Origin of the sequence: Solibacillus daqui (assembly GCF_028747805.1) — a bacterium.
Lineage (GTDB): Bacteria > Bacillota > Bacilli > Bacillales_A > Planococcaceae > Solibacillus > Solibacillus daqui.
In genome coordinates, this window is record NZ_CP114887.1 from 1,815,951 (window position 1) to 1,836,679 (window position 20,729).

Genomic DNA, 20,729 nt, shown 5'->3' on the forward strand with positions numbered 1-20,729 from the left:
GCGTTTGTTCTATAGAGAGGCGTTGACTTATGATTCGTTTTATATACAAACGATTGCTAGGGGCAATACCGTCCATTTTTGGTTTGTCGATCATTACGTTTTTGCTTATACAGCTAATACCAGGTAATCCTGTATTAACGTATTTACGCGTATCAAATATTCAGGCTTCTGAAGAAACTGTTCAAGCGATACGTGCTGAAATGGGACTAGATCAGCCACTTGTCATGCAATATGTACAATGGCTAACAAATGTACTGCAATTTGATTTTGGAACGTCCTTAATATCAAAGCGGTCGGTCTTAGATGAAATGATGCTTCATTTTATACCAACTTTACAATTAACAGCAGTTGCGTTTTTACTGATTATTGTTTGCAGTATACCACTAGGAGTTATATCTGCTTTACATAGAGGGAAATGGTTTGACCGAATGACGCAATTTTTTGCTTTTAGTAGTGTGTCATTGCCCACATTTTGGTTAGGTTTTTTGCTCATTTACTTTTTCTCGTTGCAACTTGACTTATTACCTGTACTTGGCAAGGGATCAGCTGCGCATTTTGTGTTACCAGCAACGACATTGGCACTTGGTTATATTGGAACCTATTTACGTTTAATAAGAGCCAGTACAATCGAAGTGTTGGAGGAGCCGTTTGTATTATATGCACAGGCACGTGGTTTGAAAGAGCGTACAATTGTTTGGCGGCATATTCTTAAAAAAGCAGCTTCCCCAACATTAACTGGCCTTGGCATGAGCTTTGGTAATATGCTTGGAGGGACGATAATTGTGGAGAACATTTTTGCTTGGCCAGGTATGGGACAATTAATAGTAGAATCGATTGTCAATCAGGATTATCCAATGATCCAAGCTTGCGTTTTACTATTAGGAATTGTTTTTTTCCTAACAAATTTAATAGTAGATATTCTTTGTGGCTGGCTAGATCCACGCATTCGACTGGCAGGTGATCGGATAAAATGAAGACATTTCGCCAGCATTCTATATTAATTGTCAGTGCGACAGTCATTGTATTTTTTACAGCTGTTGCAATTTTTGTACCGTTCATAGCTCCAAATGATCCAAATTATGTAGATTTGACACAAAAACTACAGCCAACTTCTAAGGACTATCCACTTGGCACAGATCATTTAGGGCGTTGTCAACTGTCGCGCCTATTATTTGGCGCACGCACATCTTTAATTACTGCATTTATCGTGATGAGCATTACTTTCTGTATCAGTGTGCCAATAGGTATTTTTGCGGGATATATGGGTGGAATTGTAGATACTTGGTTTATACGTATTTGTGATATGTTGATGGCTTTTCCAAGCTTTTTATTATCGTTAGCATTTGTTGGGATGCTTGGTCCTAGCTATGGGCATTTAATTTTAGCGATGGTCTGTGTACAGTGGGTCTTTTACGCACGATTTATTCGAGGGATGGTACTAAGTGTGAAGGAACGATCGTTTGTTATGGCTGCTCGTATTTGTGGAACAAGCCCATTTAAAATCGCCATAAAGCATATCGTTCCTACAATTTTAGCGTCTGTCATTGTTTTACTTTTCATGGATATTGGTGGAGTTATTTTATCAATTTCAGGTCTGTCCTTCCTCGGACTGGGCGTACAGCCACCATATGCGGAATTGGGCATGATGATAAATGATAGTAAGCCATATTTTAGAAGTCACCCGATGCTAATGATGTATCCAGGTTTAATAATTTTTCTCGTCGTTATTTCATTTAATGTATTTGGTGAATCATTGCGACAATGGCTACAGGTAGAAAGGAGACTTTAATGATTGAAGTGCAACAGTTAACGATAAAGACTAAGGAAGCTACTGTCGTAAGAGATGCTTCTTTTCAATTAACACAAGGCAAAGTATTAGGTTTAGTCGGTGAAAGTGGCTCAGGTAAAACAATGACAGCGATGGCGCTTGTCGATTTATTGCCAGAAGGAGTAACATGGTCAGGTAATATTTCTCATCATGGAAAAGAACTCAAAACCTTTTCAAAAAAAGAATTACGTCGATTACGTGGAGAACAAATTGCTATTATCATGCAAAGACCTATGAGTGCATTTAATCCTGTACGTACAATTGAACGTCACTTTATCGAAACGATTCGTGCACATCAAGCTATTACAAAACGGCAGGCTAAGGCCATAGCCGTGGCCAATTTAGAAAAAATGGGGCTACCACCTTTGCAGATTCTTTCGCAATATCCATTTCAGTTAAGTGGTGGTATGCTTCAGCGGATTATGATGGCGATGACATTAGCATTAGAACCAGCCTATATTATCGCAGACGAACCTACAACAGCTCTTGATACAACGAATCAACTTACCGTACTAAAGGAATTAAAAGCTATTGTTGAACAGACAAATGTCGGTATGCTACTCGTTTCACATGATCTCGCAGTTATTCAATACATAGCAGATGAAATAGCGGTGATGTACAAGGGCTTTATTGTAGAGCAGGCACCACTAACAACGCTTATAAAATCAGCAAAACATCCCTATACAAAGCGCCTTTTACAATCGGAAATTGGACGAGAAAATAGCCAGAAAATAGAAAATAATATAGTGCAACATAATAGCTGTCCCTATTTTGCTGCTTGCCCTTTTGCTCAAGTTTCCTGTCAATCTCTACCTCCACTATTAGAAGTGGCACCGCATCATCAAGTACGTTGTATACAGATTGAAAGGAGTATGTCAGTATGTCCTTCCTCGAAGTAGAACATGTGGCTAAAAGCTATCTTGTTGGATCGTTTATGCAAAAGAAAGTGACCTTCGATGCAGTTTCAGATGTTTCACTTTCTTTAAATACCGGAGAATGCTTAGGACTTGTTGGAGAAAGTGGTTCTGGGAAAAGTACGTTAGGTCGTATGATTCTTGGCGTTGAACGCCCTTGTTCTGGGTGTATTACTGTAGATGGAACGGAGCTTTATAGGACTAAGAAAATCCCCTCTACTATACGTCGAGAAATACAAGTTGTTTTTCAGGATTACTATGGTGCAGTGAATCCTCGGATGACAGTGAAACAGATAATTGCCGAACCCCTTCGAAATTATCAAAAGCTCACTAAGGTAGAAGAACAAGCCTATATAAATGAACTTCTTTCAATGGTAGGTTTACATGAAGAGTATGGTGAAAAGCGACCAAGCGAATTGAGTGGTGGGCAACTTCAACGAATAAATATTGCAAGAGCCATTGCTTTGAAGCCGAGGCTCATTATACTAGATGAACCTATTAGTGCACTAGATGCAATTATTCAAGTTGAAATACTCCATTTATTGAAGCAGTTAAAGGAAAAACTTCATTTATCGTATATTTTTATATCGCATGATTTACAAGCAGTGTCTTATTTAGCAGATCAGATTGCTGTTATGCATAAAGGAACGATTATAGAGCAGGTGAATAGAGTAGAAGAGCTGACAGAACATCAGTCAAAAAAATTACTTATCGCGAGGTTGCCAACTCTATTCTAAAAAATGCTACGATACGTCTTACCTATTAAAAGATGACAAAGTATATTTTTTTTCAATAAAACCAGCTAATAGAAACTGAACGATTTACAATAAAAGGCGCGATTCTAGAGTAGAAATTGCGCTTTTTCTTTATATATCTGTTCTTTACTAAAATAACTCATTAGGGGGATTGGATATTTATGCTAAAATATAGGCGAGGTTACCTTACTGCTTATGCTACTATTTCTTTCTTATTGAACTAATGGGAAAGGCTCTGTTTTCATTCATTGTTGATTTTTGATAAAAAGAAAAGACCGCACATGATATAAGCGGTAAATTGAACAATCAACCAATAAATTGGATTAGTAGCTGATTGAACTTGTCACGTTCTTCATAGAAAGGAGCATGGCCGCTATATTGAAATGGAACGAGCTGTGAATTTCTTATCAATTTGTTTGTTTCTTGTGCATTTTTAAAAGGAACAACTCTATCATGTATGCCGTGAATAATTAGCGTAGGAACTAATATTTTACCAAGATCATTGTACACATTCTCATCTCTTAATGACATCATGACCGCGGCAGTCGACCAACCCGCAGCTTGTAAGCCTAGCTGAAAGAACCAGTCAGATAATGGAATAGTGATATACTGGAAGAAGAAAGTGTCGGTTAGTCTCCCCAACATATTAGGACGATCATTAAGTGTTTCAGTAATGAACGTATTTGCTACATCTTCTTGTACACTAGATGGAGATTGAGCGTCTATTAAGACAAGTTTTGAAACGCCATAACCTTTATATCGAGCCATATATCGAATCGAGATCGCGCCTCCTGTGGAGTGCCCTGCTAGTGTGAAGTCTTTTAACTGCAACGCTTCTACTACCGCATGGATATCATCTGCCATTCTGTCAAAATTGTACCCATTGAATGGTTTATCCGAATTACCGAACCCCCTCCAGTCAATCCCAATACATCGATATCCCATTGCTGGAAGAACATTAAATTGATATTCAAACTGCTTATGATTTAATGGCCAACCGTGAATAAATAAAATCGTTTTATTTCCCTGCGGGTTTACATCCTCTACATATATTCTTACATCAGGTTCCACTGTAACAAAGTATCCTATGTTGTTCCCTCCGTTTAATTATAGTGTTTCAATAATAAGGTACTCAACTAGGGGAACATCGGTGAAAATCTAGCCGAAACGATAACACAATTAATTTCAGGGGAATTCTGCGAACATATAAAAAAAGAGTAGCTTTTTGCTGCTCTTTTTATTTTGGGTTCTTATTGCTTGGGGGAAAGGTGAACTGAGTGAGAATTTAAGGAGTCTACAATTTAGTTGCACTCAAATCCCCGTGGCTTTGAAGCAAACCATTACTACGAATAAGTTGATTAATACTACCAACAACAAAACGGTTTGTTTCTGATAACAATCGTTCATACGGACACCAAAATAATGAAACTGGAGAAAATTAAACTTGATTTACAAAGTCTTAATGTGGGATTAACGAAGTATTAAAACTATCAGATTATTATTAAACCGTAACAAACAGTAATAAACGGTAAAAAAACCACGTTTAAGGGAGGCATTTTTTATGAATTACAGATTCAAGAAGAATTGTTACAAGTCTATTCAAGCCGCAGTATTAGGGGTGAGTGTACTAGGATTAGCTGCTTGTGGAGCTACTAAAGAGGAAGCTACACCAGTTGTTAAGGATACTAGTTCGTTAACTCTGAAAGAAATTGAAACAAAGGCAACGGAAGAGGGAACGATTAATAGTGTCGGTATGCCTGACTCATGGGCTAACTGGGGAGAAACGTGGAATGAAGTAATGAAAAAATATACATTAGAACACACAGATACAGACTTATCTAGTGCTGAAGAGATTGCCAAAATGGAATCTGAAGGAGAGAATGCAACCGCTGATATCGGTGATGTAGGGGTTGCCTTTGGACCAATTGCGGAACAAAAAGAATTAACGCTCGCCTATAAAACTTCTTATTGGGACGAGGTACCTGACTGGGCAAAAGATGATAACGGAGATTGGGTTGTTGGCTACCAAGGAACGATTGCTTTCTTAACTAATAAAGAATTAGTAGATAATCCGCCAAAATCTTGGGATGACATATTAAAAGGAGATTATAAAGTAACTGTTGGAGATGTTCAGCGTGGTGCACAGAATCAAATGGCCGTTCTTGCTGCTGCGATGGCTTACGGTGGTGATGAAACCAATATTCAACCAGGAATTGACTTTTTTGCGACGCTTGCTAAGCAAGGTCGTCTAAGCTTAACAGATGCTAAACCAGCCAATATCGAAAAAGGGGAAGTAGAAGTTGCCTTAGTATGGGACTTCAATGCTCTTGGTTACGCTGAACAAATCAACCGCGATCAATTTGATGTGAGCATTCCAAGTGAGGGTTCAGTAGTAAGTGGTTATGCAACAATTATTAACAAATATGCAAAACATCCTCATGCAGCAATGGCAACGAGAGAATATATTTTAAGCGATGAAGGACAAATTAACTTAGCTAAAGGATTTGCCCGTCCAATTCGTGATGTAGAACTTCCGAAAGAAGTAGCTGAAAAAATGGTTCCAGAAGAACAGTACAAAAATGCAAAGCCAGTTGAAGATTACAAATCGTGGGAAGAAACGGCTAAAACGTTACCACAGATTTGGCAAGAAGAGGTGTTAGTCCATGTCAAATAAAGTAATAGCAATTGTTGTTGATGGTATGAGATATGATAAAGCGTGTGAAGCTCTTGGATTTATTCAACATTTAGTTGAAACAAATCAGGCGGCACTTTATAAAGTAAAGTCGGAACTTCCGAGCCTTTCCCGCCCATTATATGAGGTGTTACTAACGGGTACACCGGCATCAGTGAACGGAATTACGTCTAATCAAGCGGTTCGTCTATCTACCGAGAAAAGTCTTTTTCACCTTACGAAAGATAATGGCTTAAGAAACGGTACGGCATCGTATTACTGGGTAAGCGAACTGTATAATCGCGCGCCATTCCATTTTATTGAAGATCGTGAGCAAGAGGATGAGTCCAAGCCGATTCAATACGGAAAATTTTATTGGGATGATGACTATCCAGACAGTCATGTGTTAATGGATGCAGAAGCTTTGCGCAGAAAGTATGACCCACACTTTTTATATATTCATCCGCTTGGTGTAGATGTAAAAGGAGAAATTTTTGGTTCAGAATCGAAAGAATATCGTGAACAAATTTTAAAAGTGGGGAGCTTGTTGGCACAACTTTTGCCAATCTGGATTAAAGAAGGCTATCACATATTAATTACATCTGACCATGGCATGAGTGAAACTGGGAACCATGGCGGCATAACGGATGGTGAGCGTGATGTACCGCTCTTCATTATTAGTCCAAAAGTTGAGCCTGGTGTTTACAATAATGAAGTAGTTCCACAATTAGCTTTTGCACCGCTCGTATGTGAACTTTTAAATATTGAGCCGTCCGATAAAATGATTTCATATCAGTTGCCAGGTCTTAAAGGTAAATCACTAGTTGAATAGGCTAACCTATTCAACATTAAGGTGAAGAATGAAGCTAGGCTGGAATTGGTTTAACAGTACGTTTGTTAAACCGATTCCCCATTGTTAGAGAACAAAGAGGAGCGAATAGTCTTGAGAAAAATAAAAAAACAAAAAATTTACTTATTAGCTCTTTTACTGCCATTTATTTTGTTTGTGATTGGGTTTGAAATAGGGCCCTTACTGGCAATGATTAAAAATAGTTTTTATGCAGACGATGGAATACAAGTTACGATTGATCAATATATCACTATATTTCAAAGTGATTTTTACTTACAAGCCATTCAAAATAGCCTTGTTATTTCCTTATTTTCTGCTGTAGTTTCTGTCATTATTGCTGTCATTGCTGCCTATTCAATTACAAAGTTTTCACAAAAAATACAAAACCGACTATTGATGATTGCTAATATGACATCGAATTTTGAGGGCATTCCACTTTCATTTTCTTATATTATTTTACTTGGAAATAATGGATTGTTTACATTGCTTTTTGCCAAGCTTGGTTGGGAAGTGTTTGCGGATTTTAATTTGTATTCGTGGACAGGTCTCATTCTCGTTTATATTTATTTCCAAATTCCACTTGCTGTTATGCTTATCTATCCATCTTATCAAGGAATTAAGAAGCAATGGAAAGAAGCCTCTTCTTTATTAGGAGGGTCATCATTCTCGTTTTGGCGTCGCATCGGGATTCCAGTTCTCTTACCTAGTATTGTAGGTACATTCAGTATTCTATTTGCTAATGCGATGGGAGCTTACGCTACAGCCTATGCATTGGTCGGCAGCAACTATAACTTATTGTCGTTGCAAATTGCATCGTTAGTTGCTAGTGACGTTGCATTAAAGCCGCAGCTAGGCAGTGCGTTGGGAGTGCTTCTAGCAACAACCATGATAGGGGCGATGTGGTTCAATGAACGAATGATGCGTCGCATTAGGAGGGACTTACGATGAAAGTATCATTAACTTTCCATAAAGTGATTGTTGGATTACTAGTTATATATTTATTAATTCCACTTGTAGGAACATTTTTATTCTCAATAGCTGGTAAATGGGATCATACTATTTTACCTGAGAGTTATACAATGAAATGGTATATAGAATTATTTCAAGATGAACGGTTTTATGATGCTTTTCGAAGAACGCTGTTTTTAATTGTTATGTCTGTAGGTCTTAGTGTTGTTATTATGCTACCAACTATCTTTATCATCACGGTATATTTCAGTAAGTGGGAAAGATTGCTACAAGCAGTAGCTATGCTTCCTTATGGTATTCCTCCTATTGTTGGAGCTGTTGGATTAATCAAGGTATATTCAAATGGACCGATTCAAATTGCCGGAACGCCTTGGATTTTAATTGGTGCTTATTTCATAACCATTTTACCATTTATGTATCAAGGTATTCGTAACAGTCTTCGTACGCTTAATGCAGTACAGTTGGTTGATGCAGCTGAATTACTAGGTGCCTCAAAATTCCAGGCGTTTCGTACAGTGGTGTTCCCAAATATTATATCTGGAATTTTAGTGTCTACCTTATTATCAGTCGCTCTTTTATTTAGTGAGTTTGCTATGGCCAATCTGCTTGTCGGGGGCCGATTTGAAACCATTCAAATTTATCTTGCCGACAAATTAAACAGCAGCGGTCACTTAACAAGTGCAATTGTTATTACTTATTACTCAATGGTTTTACTATTAACAGGTATTGTATTAAAACTTACGTTAAAAAACGAAAAAAATGATGTCGTGTCAAATGAGAAGCGAGTTCTTTCATTTTTTAAGAAACAATACCGTCATAAAAATACTGCTGTAGAAGGTGAAAAATAATGAGCTATGTAACTATTGACCTAGTGACTAAGGGATATGAGAAACAAGTCGTATTAAATAATATTTCTATAACTTTGAAAAAAGGTGAATTTGCTACACTTCTTGGGCAAAGTGGATGCGGAAAAAGTACATTATTACGTTCCATTGCAGGACTTGAGGACGTTGATACAGGAAAAATCTTAATTGATGGAAAAGATATTACAAATTTATCACCGCGTCAGCGCGAAGTCGGTATGGTGTTTCAGTCTTATGCACTTTTTCCGAATATGAACGTTTTTGATAATATCGCGTACGGTCTTAAAATGAAGAAGGTAAAAAATATTAAATCAAGAGTGAACAAGATGATTGAGATGGTGGATTTAATAGGAAAAGAGGAGTCTTATCCTCATCAATTATCTGGTGGACAACAGCAGAGGGTTGCTCTTGCTCGTGCGCTTGTCATGGAGCCGAAAGTATTGCTTTTGGATGAGCCCTTAAGCGCATTAGATGCTAAAATTAGGAAAAGTTTGCAAAAAGAATTAAAGAGAATACAAAAAGAATTAGATATTACAACTATTTTTGTTACGCATGATCAAGAAGAAGCTATGACGATGTCTGATCGAATTTTTGTCATGAATAAAGGACAGGTTGTACAATCCGGTTCTCCATCGGAAATTTATACTTCTCCAGTCAATACATTTGTTGCAAAGTTTATTGGAAACTACAATGTTTGTACTATGGAAGTGTTCCGTAAACTCGTTCGTTGCACAGAATTAAAAGGAAATGAAGTAGCCATTCGTCCTGAAGTTTTACAATTAGTTCGTGTTGGTGAAGATAGCTTGGATTTACAAGAGAACTGGGGCATAAAAGGTGTTATTAAAGATGTTTCTATGACAGGGAATGTTTTAAGATATGAGGTAGAAACAGAAGAGTCCTCTTTCTATGTAGACTATCTTCATCACCAAGGATCAATGTTTGAACAAGGGACAAGTGTTCAAATAGTCTTACCGAAGAAAGAGTGCATTATTTTATAAATTATAAATGATAACGGGGCGAGAAATATGTCTGTATTACCTGAAGAAAGAAAGAACGAAATTTTAAAAGAACTGAATAAAACAGGCAAAGTAAAAGTCATGGAATTAGTTGATCAATTTAATGTTTCAGAGGAAACGATTCGACGCGATTTGATGATATTAGAGGAAAAGGGACTTTTAAAGAAGGTTTACGGTGGAGCGATAAAAATAGTCTTTGAATTTGAGGAACCTCCATTTACACAGCGTGCAACGATGAATCAAGAAGCGAAAGTTAAGGTTGGGAAAAAAGCAGTAGAACTCATTTCTAACGGAGATGTGATTATCATTGATGTAGGGACAACCATGCTTGAATTTGCGCAGTGTATTGAAAATAAAAAAGACATTACGATATTAACTAATTCTCTTCCTGTGTCGTCTGTGTTGACCGAATCGCTCAATCAAAATAAGTTTACAGGACAAATTCTATTATTAGGTGGACAAATTGATCCAAAGCAGCAATCTATAAGTGGCAGTCTCACTGAACAAATGTTAAATCAATTTAATATTGATAAAGCGTTTATTTCAGCTGGTGGTGTTTCTATTCAAAGTGGGGTTAGTAATTATCATCTACATGAATCATTAGTTTCACGCAAAATGGTTGAGGTATCAAAGCAGGTTATATTACTAACGGATTATTCTAAAATTGGTGTCGACACATTTTGTAAAGTTTGTCCTCTAGAAAAAGTTGATGTAATTGTCTCCGAGCAATCATTTCCAGAGGAATGGAGAAATCATTCGAGTTTAAAGGAAATCAATTTGATTCAAACATAATCAATTTATTAAAAGGAGCAATAGAATATGAGTTTCATTGCAACAGATTTAGACGGAACATTATTAAATGACCAGAATGAAATTAGTGATGAAAATATAAAGGCGATTCAATATGCCCAAGATAAAGGCTTTGAAGTGGTTATTTCAACAGGGCGCGCCTATTTTGATGTTCAAGAAATTTGCAAAAAAGCTGGAATTAATCCATTCGTAGTCGGAACAAATGGAGCAACCATTCATTCAAAAAATGGTGAGTGCATTTCTTCTATTACGATAACTAAAGAGCGTGTCGAATCTATTCTCCAATGGTTAGATGAACGGAATTATTATTACGAAGTGTTTACTAATAAAGCCATTTATACTCTAAAAAAGGGTAGAGAACAATTCCTTAATGAGATTCGAGGGTTGCTAAACGCAGATTTGGATTCAAATTTAAAAGAATTAGTTGAAATAGCGGAAAGACAGTTTGATCAGTTTGGATATGTTTTAGTTGAAGACTATCATGATATTTTAAAAAATGAGGAAGAATTTCACAATATAGTAGCGTGTTCGTTTGATCAAAAGAAATTAGAGGATGCATGGGACCGATTTGAAAAGTTTGATGAGTTAATGGTTGTTTCGTCTGCCGATCATAACATTGAAATTACCAGCAAAAGGGCTTCAAAAGGAATGGCCCTTGAAAAATTGGCTATCTTGATGAATGGTTCTTTAGATCAGGCTATGGCCATCGGGGACAGCAACAATGATTTATCAATGTTCGAAAAAGTGGGTTACAGTGTAGCAATGGGAAATGCAAAAGACTCCATAAAAGCTGTTTGTACAACGACAACTCTTAAAAGTAATGAAAATGGGGTAGCTTATGCAATTTACCGGTATATGGAGAACTTCGTTGATCAAGAATAAGTATTAATGTCGAAGGGAGATGAAAGATGAAAACTATACAAGATTGGATAAAAGAATATCCTTTAATAAACGAGTTAGTTGCTACAAAGGAAGTGTTTTGGTCAAATCCTAAATATGAGCCATTTAAAAAAAATGGTAATGATCTTCCGTTTAATGAAAACGATGTAAAAGATGCTGAGGAAAGATTAAAGCGGTTTGCTCCATACATTGCTAAAGTTTTTCCTGAAACAAGAAAACTAAACGGAATCATTGAATCTCCTCTTGTACCCATCCCAGCAATGCATCAACAATTATCAAACATGTGTGAGCAACCGATAGAGGGGGAATTTTTGTTAAAATGTGACAGCCATCTTCCCATTTCAGGTTCCATTAAAGCACGCGGCGGCATTTATGAAGTGTTGAAACACGCAGAAACGTTGGCTCTTAACCATGGTTTATTGACTGTAAATGATGATTATTCCATCCTTGATAGTGAAAAATTCAGAAACTACTTTTCGCAATACTCAATTGCAGTAGGATCTACAGGCAACCTAGGGTTAAGTATAGGTATCATGAGTACCAAATTAGGTTTTAAAGTAACGGTCCATATGTCTGCTGATGCAAAGAAATGGAAAAAAGATCTTTTAAAAAGTAAAGGAGCAACGGTTATAGAATATACGGGAGATTATGGTGAAGCCGTAAAAGAAGGGCGAAAGCAGGCGCTGTGTAACCCGAATTGTTACTTCATTGATGACGAAAACTCTCAGGATCTATTTTTAGGCTATGCAGTGGCAGCAAGCAGATTACAAAAACAATTAGAGGATTTAAATGTAATAGTAGATGAAAATCATCCGCTATTTGTTTACCTTCCATGTGGAGTGGGCGGTGGACCTGGTGGAGTAGCTTATGGTTTGAAACTAATATATCAAGATTGTGTACATTGCTTCTTTGCAGAACCTACACATTCACCGAGTATGTTACTTGGACTGATGACAGGGCTACATGATAAGGTGTCTGTACAAGATTTTGGAATTGACAACGTCACTTCAGCAGATGGTCTAGCGGTAGGAAGACCATCAGGGTTCGTTGGCCCAATTATTGAACCTTTATTAAGTGGAAGTTATACAGTAAGTGACAATAGGTTATTTAAACTATTGAGCACATTGGCTGTTAAAGAAAATATTCATCTAGAGCCTTCTGCATTAGCTGGAGTAATTGGACCAGTAAAATTATGTGGCGAGAAACAAGGTATGGAGTATATAAAAATTCATAACTTAAAGGATAAAATGAAAAATGCTGTACATCTCATGTGGGCTACCGGTGGAAGTATGGTTCCTAAAGAAATAATGCATGAGTATTATAAAAAAGGAGTAACGTTATCACTTTAAATGGGACATCCCCCAAAAGTAAAAACAAAAAATAAAGCATCTACGATAGATTTCGGGTTCAGATACCTCAAATTCAAATAGTAGATGTTTTTTCTATGGGGAAAAATAAGTTATCCATACTATGTTAAAATGAGTACAATTGAAATGAGAATACTGAAATTCCTATAAACATTTTCCAGAAAATTTATCTGAGAAATTTACTTTATCTGAGATATCTAGAGTTCATTTAATATTACAGATTCTAAATATATTGAGAAAGTTTCTGTATGAAATATGTGTCAAAGTAATAATTTTTATGGTTCAGATAATTAAAATAGAAGATTTTTTGTCAAATGAAATTAAAGGTTAAGCAATAGCTATTATCAAAAATATTATACAAACGGGAAAGATACTGAGTTTTGGAGATGAGTACATACATTTATTAATGCAGATTTTTATCCAAACAAGTAATCAGTGTATTCCCGGAATGATTTGATGAACAGGTACCCCGAACTAGAGAAGGAGAATAAAAATATGATGTATTCAATACAACTGATTAGAAAAAATGAGCAAACGACCAATGAATGGTCAGGTGGATTCACTACGCAGCTAGCCATTTATCCTGAGGATGCAGATTATAAAGAGCGTAACTTTAAGTGGAGAATTAGTTCAGCTATAGTTGAATTAGAAGAGTCTATTTTTACCCCTCTCCCGGATATAAACAGGTTAATTATGGTTATTGATGGAGAAATGACGCTAAAACATGAGGGGCATCATCAGGTACATTTAAAGCCTTTTGAACAAGATCGATTCAGTGGAGGATGGACTACTCGAAGCTTTGGTAAAGTAAGAGATTTCAATCTCATGTTATCGGAAGGTTGCAGCGGTGATATTGAAGCCATAGCTGTAGAAAAAGGTGGATATCACGAAACAGTCAATCCTAACAACCCTGCTGAACGTCAAATAGCTGAAGCTTTTTATTGCATCACCGGCCCGCTTCATATAACGATTGACGACCAGGAAGCTATCGATGTAGAAGAGGGTGACTTGCTCCTATTAAACAGTGAGCCTTCGGAAACAAGCATCACTATAAAAATAAACAATAAAGCTGAAACTGAAGCCAATGTCATAAAAGCAAGCGTGATTTTTTAAGATTAGGTACCCAACACTCAAATCCAATAGATTGTTTGTCCTATTCTTTATGCCAGGATATTGCAGAATTGACAGGTGGAGTCTGAGCTTGTGCACTGCGTGGGAGGACTCGACTCCGTCAGAAAAGGCAGATAATAATTACTGGAAACAAAACAGCAACTCATTATTGGTATAGTAACCTGATTAAACTGTCTTAAGTGGGATACGACGGCTATTTCTTCTTGAGGGAGTCGTATAAGATTTCCAGGATAGCGCTCCAAACACCTTAATAGTCGGCATAATGAAGCACGAATCGTATATAGGCAATTTTTGTTTCAATGAATTCAAATATGTGTTTTATTTTTTGTTAGCTTAGTGATTCATAAAGTGATAGTTAATGGATTTAGAGTTGATAACTGAGTTGTAATTTTAAAAATAAAATTGGTATATTTATATCATTTTACTTATATGAATCAATTTCATAAATCATCTTTTTTTAGAGCGTAGACTTCTCCTGTGTAAAACTTACGTTTTAAAAAAATTATGCAGCTTCCTGTTGCTCTTGTAATTGTGCATTAATGCGATCGATTGCTAATTTGCAGGCATTATAAACAAACGTCACCAGGTTGAAATGTAACTTTGCTTTTCTACCTGTTCTGTGACGGACATTTTTTAATTGAAAGAATTGCTTTAAATAGGCATTTACTCTTTCAACGGCAGTGCGTTCTTTATAGAGATTTTTCCAGTATTCTGAACCTCTTGCTGGATACGTGTACTTGCGAATATCCGTTTCGCACTTGATTTTGTATACCTTTTGACAGAGCGTATCTTTTCTTAATGGACATGTTTCACATTCCTTTGGACGTGTGAATTTGAGTGTACGATATTTTTCGTCAAAGCTATCGTAACAGTAGCTATGTTCACGCACACATGTTGGTCGGAAATGCTGGTCAAAACCGATCACTTCGCCTTCTCGACGGACATTATAAGGAATGATGACACGCATGGTTTGATCAAGTGCTTGGCGATAAATAGGTTCGTAATCATAACCTGCATCAAAAATCGCGGTTGTAAAATGGTTCGGTACTAATTGCGCTACCTTTTTGAGTAACGGAATCGCCGCTTTACTATCACTTAAGTTGCCTGAAGACATCAGGCGAGCTACGATATATTGGCTTTTTGTGGACACAACTAGATGACCCTTAAATCCATACCAGAACGTGTTTTTACCCTCACTATTTTTCTTGATGCCCCAGTTTGGCTTTATGGGAATGTCTTGCCAAAGCGTATTGAGTGGGATGGTTAATTGCGCCTCTAGGTTCTTTTCATAAGTCTTTTGTTTTTGCTTCGATTTCTACTTGTTCGGCGAGCCAGGCAGCGTGTTCTTCTTTTGATTTACGTCCAAGCTTTTTGGGTGGCATGACTTCCTTTTTTTCAGAAGGCTTAGAGGCATCACGAGATTCAAAATGTGTTGCGTCAAAACCAAGGTGCTCATCATCAAGAAAACCTTCAGTAAAGGCTGTTTGAATGAGTTCATCCTGCATGTAATCCATCACATCTGATTCACTAATCACGCGAATCATACGTGAATAAGATGCCTCAGATGGAACGGCATCTGAGAATAGAAAACCGCAATCCAAATGGAATAAAGGATCATTGACTAAACGTTTAATTAAATCCTTTATTGTAGGAATACGTTCTACAATGCGAATGATGAGGGATTGAATCATGGCACCGTAGTTACATTCACGTGGAGCCCCACGCAACGACTTTTTCGAAAAGAGTTGAAAGATTGGTTGTACGTCGAAAGTGGCGAAAATCGCATCAAATCGGTGCGAACTTTCCATTTCGTATAATTCTTGGATGCCAAAAAGGCTAATTTGTTTTACAATAGTCATGAGGCATTCGCTCCGTTCGTATAAGGTTGTTTAGTCGCTACCATTATACCGAACTTGGGGAGGTGCCTCATTTTTATTTGTTTGAAACCCTTGATACCGAAGGGATGAGAATTATGAAAATTAACTCGTATAGAAATGGTATAATATTACTCGATTTACTAAATTTTTTTACGTAATCATAAATTAAAACAATGGACTACAAGAGGAGAGATGGGTTTGAAGTATTTCACAATATTTGCTTCTAAAAACGATATTGAAGATATTGAATATGGGATTTTAGATGTTTTTGCAAAAGGTTTTCGAATTAAGAGTAATGAAAATGAATATTATATCCAGTCCAAAAGGCTTTTTAACAAAGATAAGATGACGATAAGGGTCAGTTCGGAAGATACAGAACCAGATTATTTCGAGAAAAATATACCTGGGATGATGGGGTTCTATGATGAAATTCCTTTTGAAGATGAGCAACTTAAAGGGCTAGTTTTAACACAAATATCTGTGTTAAATACGATGATTGCCATCGAATTGGAGAAGGATATGAATGAAGAACTGCAGCAGTTATTTACGAACCTGCTCGCACAAATAGGCGGGATTGGCTTTTTGCCAAACGGTACTTTGCTCGATCAAGAAGGGCTTGTTATAGTTTACCCTGATGGGAAATCGGGACCTGCTCATTTCAGACCTCAAAGTTGTACAAGAAAAATAATGGGACCTGAAGTTACATCAGAAGAAGGGGAACAAAGAAAAAACAAAACCATTGTGTATTTAAATGAACATGAGATTCCATTTATTAAATCACTCCCACAGCTCCTACCATTAGCGCAATATCCGTTTAGAACACAGGAAGATATCGCAAAAAGAGCTGTCGCATTGTTAATTGTTATTCAATACGCTTGCGATGTCGTGCATGAGGGAGATATACATAAATCGAAAGACTTCTTCATGACGATGCTGCAGAAATATGGTGTGGAAGATTTCCTAACTGATAATGAACGGAACTTTTTACAAGCTAAAGAACCAAATGAGCAAGAAGCGGGCGATATTACCTGGCAATATGAAGCATACTGGGTACTTATTTGGGCGTTGGGGATTGTTGATACACTCGATTTTCCTGAAGATATTTGCAATTGCCAATATGCAATTCAAGTTGTTTCAAGCTGTGAGTCGTTCGAGCAATTTTATGGTACAACGGCAATGCGGAACAAGGAAGAGATTGTGGATGAAGCGGACAAAATCTATAGATTGCACTGGGCTTGTGTAAATAGTCGAATACAAGGACAAGAAGCTCCAGCAAATATAGATGAAAGAATTGTCACGGAAAGACGCAGGGGATTGTTCTGGATGTTAGGACATCGGGATGAAGAATGGGATTATATTTCAATGGATACGTGATTGAAGATAGGAAAGAGGGCACTTGATGAACTGCACCGGGTGCAAAAACAATTACCTACAATTCAAGACCGGTATTTAATTTAAGTTAGTAATCAAATAGTGGTAAGCGTCAAATGCAGTATACCTTCTACCAAATGGCACCGTAGTTACATTCACGTGGAGCCCCACGCAACGACTTTTTCGAAAAGAGTTGAAAGATTGGTTGTACGTCGAAAGTGGCGAAAATCGCATCAAATCGGTGCGAACTTTCCATTTCGTATAATTCTTGGATGCCAAAAAGGCTAATTTGTTTTACAATAGTCATGAGGCATTCGCTCCGTTCGTATAAGGTTGTTTAGTCGCTACCATTATACCGAACTTGGGGAGGTGCCTCATTTTTATTTGTTTGAAACCCTTGATACCGAAGGGATGAGAATTATGAAATTAACTCAATTATATGATTAAACAGGAAATATTATTTTTAGGAAGTCACTAGATAAAATAACGAGTATAGCAATATTCTTAGCTATACTCGTATGTAATTTATGAATTGGTTTTGTTATCCTTTATGTAAGTCTATATATCTTGAAATAGGCATTTAAAACAAAAATAACCCTCAATAATCTCACCATTTTCAGGTTCACCATTATCATTTAAATAATCAACTCTATTACAACTGCCACATTCTAAAAATCTTTCTTTTTCGAATTGCTCCTTACAGTTTAAACACTTACATATATGTTGTTCGGTAGAAATAATTAAAGAATTTTTAAAGCATTTAGGACAATCTTTCAGTAAATCATAGTGTTTGTAGGGTAATGACAGAGTTTCAAAATCAGAGTGAGTCTTAATGAAATTTGTTAAGGCCATTACACTATGATAATTACAGAACAGACATATTTCATTGTCTATGTCTAAAGTGTTTTCTTGTTTACATTGAGGGCAGTCAACCCTAAAAGATGAATTAGTTTTTAAAAGTGAAGAAATAATATTATTACGTGCATTTAAATAATTTTCATTCTTATGTAGCCAATTTGATGCTTGTTGGAACTCTAAATTATCATATATATTGCGGAACTCTGAGTTTAAAAAAGGAATTAGAAAGCTTAATGTATTGTAAATTATTGATTCAAGTTGGTAACCATTTTCATTTAGGTGAAAATGTTCAATCTTATTTCTAGATTTTTTTAATCGTGTTATTGTTCGATTGAATTTTTCATCTAAATCAATTTTACATATATATTGTAAGCGATATAATGCAGTATCAAGGCTAATACTCTTAAAATCACCATCAGTATAACTATCAAAGTTGGCTTTGTTTAAATCTTCAAATACAAATGCCCAATGGTCTTGAGTTAAGCTTGCTTTAAATATTAATTCTACAGCTGAATTCAATGTAAAATAGCATATTTGATTGAAGGTGTATGGTCTTGACTATCTTCAAGCTCATATATGCATTTGTTCAAAAAATCCAAACCATTCTCTAAAACATTTAATTCTAATTTCATTAGATACCCTCCCAATAAATTATTAGTTTAATTAAAAATATAATATCCAAAAAATTGAGTGTTAGGTAAAGTTCTAAGGTGTTTTAGGTGATTCTACCACATCTTATAATTTTTTTGTCCACGTCCAACACTCATGGCATTGTGAAGAGGTTGCTTAGTTGGAATTAAACTGAATAATTCGATATGAAATAGGGTCATTTTATCAATAACGATAAATTGATCCTTTTTGATTTGACAACTTATTATGCATGAATGATTTTTGTAGTCTCACTATACTAATGATGTTCAGATTTAGTAATAAAAATAAAAGCAATGTCTCCTGTGGTCGCTAAACACACAGTCACTTCTTTTCATTATTAATATTAGTGTGTAAAGAATGGAAATCGATGATGTGGGAAATAATGTAGTTCTCTTTTGCAAATAACAATTCAAAATAAAATCAATACGGAGGTAAAAAAAATGAATGTCCTTGATTGTATCATTATAGGTGGGGGTCCTTCTGGGTTAAGTGCTAGCTTAATTTTAGGAAGGGCCAGGAGAAACATTGCATTATTTGACGATGGAACGAATAGGAATAGAGTGACACAAGCGTCACATGGATTTATTACTCGAGATGGGATAAAACCACAAGCGTTTAAAGAAATAGCGTTAAAAGAGTTGGAGAATTACCCGTCCGTATCATATTTTACTGCAACAGTTACTGAAATCATTAAGGATATAGGTAATGAGCGATTTACTGTCAAAACATCTACTAGTCAGGAATTTGTTTCAGAAAAAATAATACTCGCCTGCGGTATTCAAGAAATATTTACTATACCAAGTATAAGAAAGTTTTATGGGAAAAGTCTATTTAGTTGTCCATATTGTGATGGCTGGGAGCAAAAAGATAAGCCGTTAGTGGTTATTGCAGAAAAAGAAGAGCATGTACTACATTTGACTAAGTTAATTTATAATTGGTCGCAGGATTTGGTTGTCTTAACGAATGGAGTTCAATTATCTAAAGAAGGTAAAATAGAGTTACAAAAACACAATATCAAAATTATATCGGAAAAGATAAAAGACTTAATAGGTAATGACGGTTACTTACAAAAAATAGAGTTTGAAACAGGAGCAACAATTATAAGATCGGGTGGATTTGTTGCCCCATCTTATTATCGCGCAAATCAATTTGCTGAGAAGCTTGGCTGTGAAATTCATGAAAATGGGAAAGTTATAACAGATGGTGTTGGTAGAACAACCCAAAAAAACGTATATATTGCAGGGGAAACAGAAAGATCTAAACCATCCTCTTTAATGATTTCAGCTGCTAAAGGTAATAAAGCTGCGGTTTCAGTAAATACTGATCTAACGATGGAACGATTTTGAATACGATATAACACCTTCTGCTTCAACTAAATAGGAACTTAGCTAATATAATTAAACACATCAGCGCCAATGTGTTGCCACATATACTCCAAACTTTTTGTGTTAGTGTTAGTATAAGAATTTACGAAGAACGGATTTTGATTTTAGAGTTCGTTTTTTCTTGTTGTTTAAAAAGGATTAAAGGTTTTTTTGAAGTTGTTGAATTATAAAGGGGATATTTTGAAGAATTGTAATTAATGTAAGCACAGTTTAGTCAACAAAAATCAAATTTTAGACATACAACGTTATAAAAATCTTTTGAAAAATTTTAATTTTTACAGTTTACAAGTGTTATACACAGGAGTACAATAAGCCCGTAATTAAGAAATCTAATAAAGCCAAATCTCAACAATTGAGAACGGAGGACCCATTTTTTGGGGTTAATTCTGCATTTGCAGAAGGGATGATATATACTCTTTCGCCATCCTAACCCGTCAGCTAACTTCGTCGGCTAAAGCGAGGGAGGTCATAATAGAGACCGCCTTATTCAAGTATTGTTTTTGTTGATATAGC

General features: G+C 36.1%; 18 protein-coding genes, 1 pseudogene and 1 riboswitch. Of the genes and pseudogenes, 15 read left to right on the plus strand and 4 right to left on the minus strand.

Annotation, left to right across the window (positions count from 1 at the left end; translation table 11 throughout):
- Positions 1-29 precede the first annotated feature (29 nt).
- From nikB to O7776_RS08760, 4 genes are read left to right on the plus strand one after another with little or no spacing between them, the layout of a single operon-like run.
- Positions 30-974: a nickel ABC transporter permease gene (nikB, locus tag O7776_RS08745; protein WP_274310213.1), complete on the plus strand. Its 945-nt coding sequence runs from the start codon at positions 30-32 to the stop codon at positions 972-974.
- The gene (locus tag O7776_RS08750) at positions 971-1,789 is read left to right on the plus strand and encodes an ABC transporter permease (protein WP_274310214.1); all 819 of its coding nucleotides are present in this window, start codon (positions 971-973) and stop codon (positions 1,787-1,789) included. The genes nikB and O7776_RS08750 overlap by 4 nt, the downstream gene beginning before the upstream one ends.
- A complete protein-coding gene (locus tag O7776_RS08755; RefSeq protein ID WP_274310215.1) occupies positions 1,789-2,727 on the plus strand; it encodes an ABC transporter ATP-binding protein in 939 nt (312 codons plus the stop codon). The genes O7776_RS08750 and O7776_RS08755 overlap by 1 nt, the downstream gene beginning before the upstream one ends.
- The gene (locus O7776_RS08760) at positions 2,709-3,479 is read left to right on the plus strand and encodes an ABC transporter ATP-binding protein (protein WP_274310216.1); all 771 of its coding nucleotides are present in this window, start codon (positions 2,709-2,711) and stop codon (positions 3,477-3,479) included. The genes O7776_RS08755 and O7776_RS08760 overlap by 19 nt, the downstream gene beginning before the upstream one ends.
- 324 nt (positions 3,480-3,803) lie before the next feature.
- Here O7776_RS08760 and O7776_RS08765 read toward each other — a convergent pair whose 3' ends face one another.
- Positions 3,804-4,586 carry an alpha/beta fold hydrolase gene (locus O7776_RS08765; RefSeq protein ID WP_274310466.1) on the minus strand — a complete coding sequence of 261 codons (783 nt, stop codon included), beginning with the start codon at positions 4,584-4,586 and terminating at the stop codon, positions 3,804-3,806.
- A 472-nt stretch (positions 4,587-5,058) separates the two neighbouring features.
- Here O7776_RS08765 and O7776_RS08770 point away from each other — a divergent pair, with 472 nt between their 5' ends.
- The 9 genes from O7776_RS08770 (at position 5,059) to O7776_RS08810 (ending at position 14,056) form a co-directional block, all read left to right on the plus strand.
- Positions 5,059-6,171, plus strand: coding sequence for an ABC transporter substrate-binding protein (locus O7776_RS08770; protein WP_274310217.1), 1,113 nt, complete (start codon positions 5,059-5,061; stop codon positions 6,169-6,171).
- Positions 6,161-7,000, plus strand: coding sequence for an alkaline phosphatase family protein (locus tag O7776_RS08775; protein WP_274310218.1), 840 nt, complete (start codon positions 6,161-6,163; stop codon positions 6,998-7,000). The genes O7776_RS08770 and O7776_RS08775 overlap by 11 nt, the downstream gene beginning before the upstream one ends.
- Positions 7,001-7,111: 111 nt before the next feature.
- On the plus strand, positions 7,112-7,966 hold the full coding sequence (locus O7776_RS08780; protein WP_274310219.1) for an ABC transporter permease: 855 nt from the start codon (positions 7,112-7,114) through the stop codon (positions 7,964-7,966).
- Positions 7,963-8,835: an ABC transporter permease gene (locus O7776_RS08785; protein ID WP_274310220.1), complete on the plus strand. Its 873-nt coding sequence runs from the start codon at positions 7,963-7,965 to the stop codon at positions 8,833-8,835. Before O7776_RS08780 ends, O7776_RS08785 begins: the two co-directional genes overlap by 4 nt.
- Positions 8,835-9,848, plus strand: coding sequence for an ABC transporter ATP-binding protein (locus tag O7776_RS08790; RefSeq protein ID WP_274310221.1), 1,014 nt, complete (start codon positions 8,835-8,837; stop codon positions 9,846-9,848). Before O7776_RS08785 ends, O7776_RS08790 begins: the two co-directional genes overlap by 1 nt.
- Positions 9,849-9,875: 27 nt before the next feature.
- Positions 9,876-10,658, plus strand: coding sequence for a DeoR/GlpR family DNA-binding transcription regulator (locus O7776_RS08795; RefSeq protein WP_274310222.1), 783 nt, complete (start codon positions 9,876-9,878; stop codon positions 10,656-10,658).
- 27 nt (positions 10,659-10,685) lie between these two features.
- The gene (locus O7776_RS08800) at positions 10,686-11,558 is read left to right on the plus strand and encodes a Cof-type HAD-IIB family hydrolase (protein ID WP_274310223.1); all 873 of its coding nucleotides are present in this window, start codon (positions 10,686-10,688) and stop codon (positions 11,556-11,558) included.
- 26 nt (positions 11,559-11,584) lie between these two features.
- Positions 11,585-12,925 carry a D-serine ammonia-lyase gene (locus O7776_RS08805; protein WP_274310224.1) on the plus strand — a complete coding sequence of 447 codons (1,341 nt, stop codon included), beginning with the start codon at positions 11,585-11,587 and terminating at the stop codon, positions 12,923-12,925.
- A 513-nt stretch (positions 12,926-13,438) separates the two neighbouring features.
- The gene (locus tag O7776_RS08810; protein WP_274310225.1) at positions 13,439-14,056 is read left to right on the plus strand and encodes a HutD/Ves family protein; all 618 of its coding nucleotides are present in this window, start codon (positions 13,439-13,441) and stop codon (positions 14,054-14,056) included.
- Between the two features lie 520 nt (positions 14,057-14,576).
- On the opposite strand, the pseudogene O7776_RS08815 reads toward O7776_RS08810, so the two are convergent.
- Positions 14,577-15,933 (minus strand): annotated as a pseudogene (locus O7776_RS08815) (transposase).
- A gap of 216 nt (positions 15,934-16,149) precedes the next feature.
- Between O7776_RS08815 and O7776_RS08820 the strand changes: the two are divergent.
- The gene (locus O7776_RS08820) at positions 16,150-17,325 is read left to right on the plus strand and encodes a DUF4272 domain-containing protein (protein ID WP_057990217.1); all 1,176 of its coding nucleotides are present in this window, start codon (positions 16,150-16,152) and stop codon (positions 17,323-17,325) included.
- A gap of 127 nt (positions 17,326-17,452) precedes the next feature.
- On the opposite strand, the gene O7776_RS08825 is transcribed toward O7776_RS08820, so the two are convergent.
- The gene (locus tag O7776_RS08825; protein WP_157764828.1) at positions 17,453-17,629 is read right to left on the minus strand and encodes a hypothetical protein; all 177 of its coding nucleotides are present in this window, start codon (positions 17,627-17,629) and stop codon (positions 17,453-17,455) included.
- Between the two features lie 251 nt (positions 17,630-17,880).
- The gene (locus O7776_RS08830) at positions 17,881-18,699 is read right to left on the minus strand and encodes a hypothetical protein (RefSeq protein ID WP_274310226.1); all 819 of its coding nucleotides are present in this window, start codon (positions 18,697-18,699) and stop codon (positions 17,881-17,883) included.
- 572 nt (positions 18,700-19,271) lie between these two features.
- Here O7776_RS08830 and O7776_RS08835 point away from each other — a divergent pair.
- The gene (locus O7776_RS08835; RefSeq protein WP_274310227.1) at positions 19,272-20,177 is read left to right on the plus strand and encodes an NAD(P)/FAD-dependent oxidoreductase; all 906 of its coding nucleotides are present in this window, start codon (positions 19,272-19,274) and stop codon (positions 20,175-20,177) included.
- Positions 20,178-20,542: 365 nt separating this feature from the next.
- Positions 20,543-20,684: riboswitch (cyclic di-AMP (ydaO/yuaA leader) on the plus strand.
- Positions 20,685-20,729: the final 45 nt, after the last annotated feature.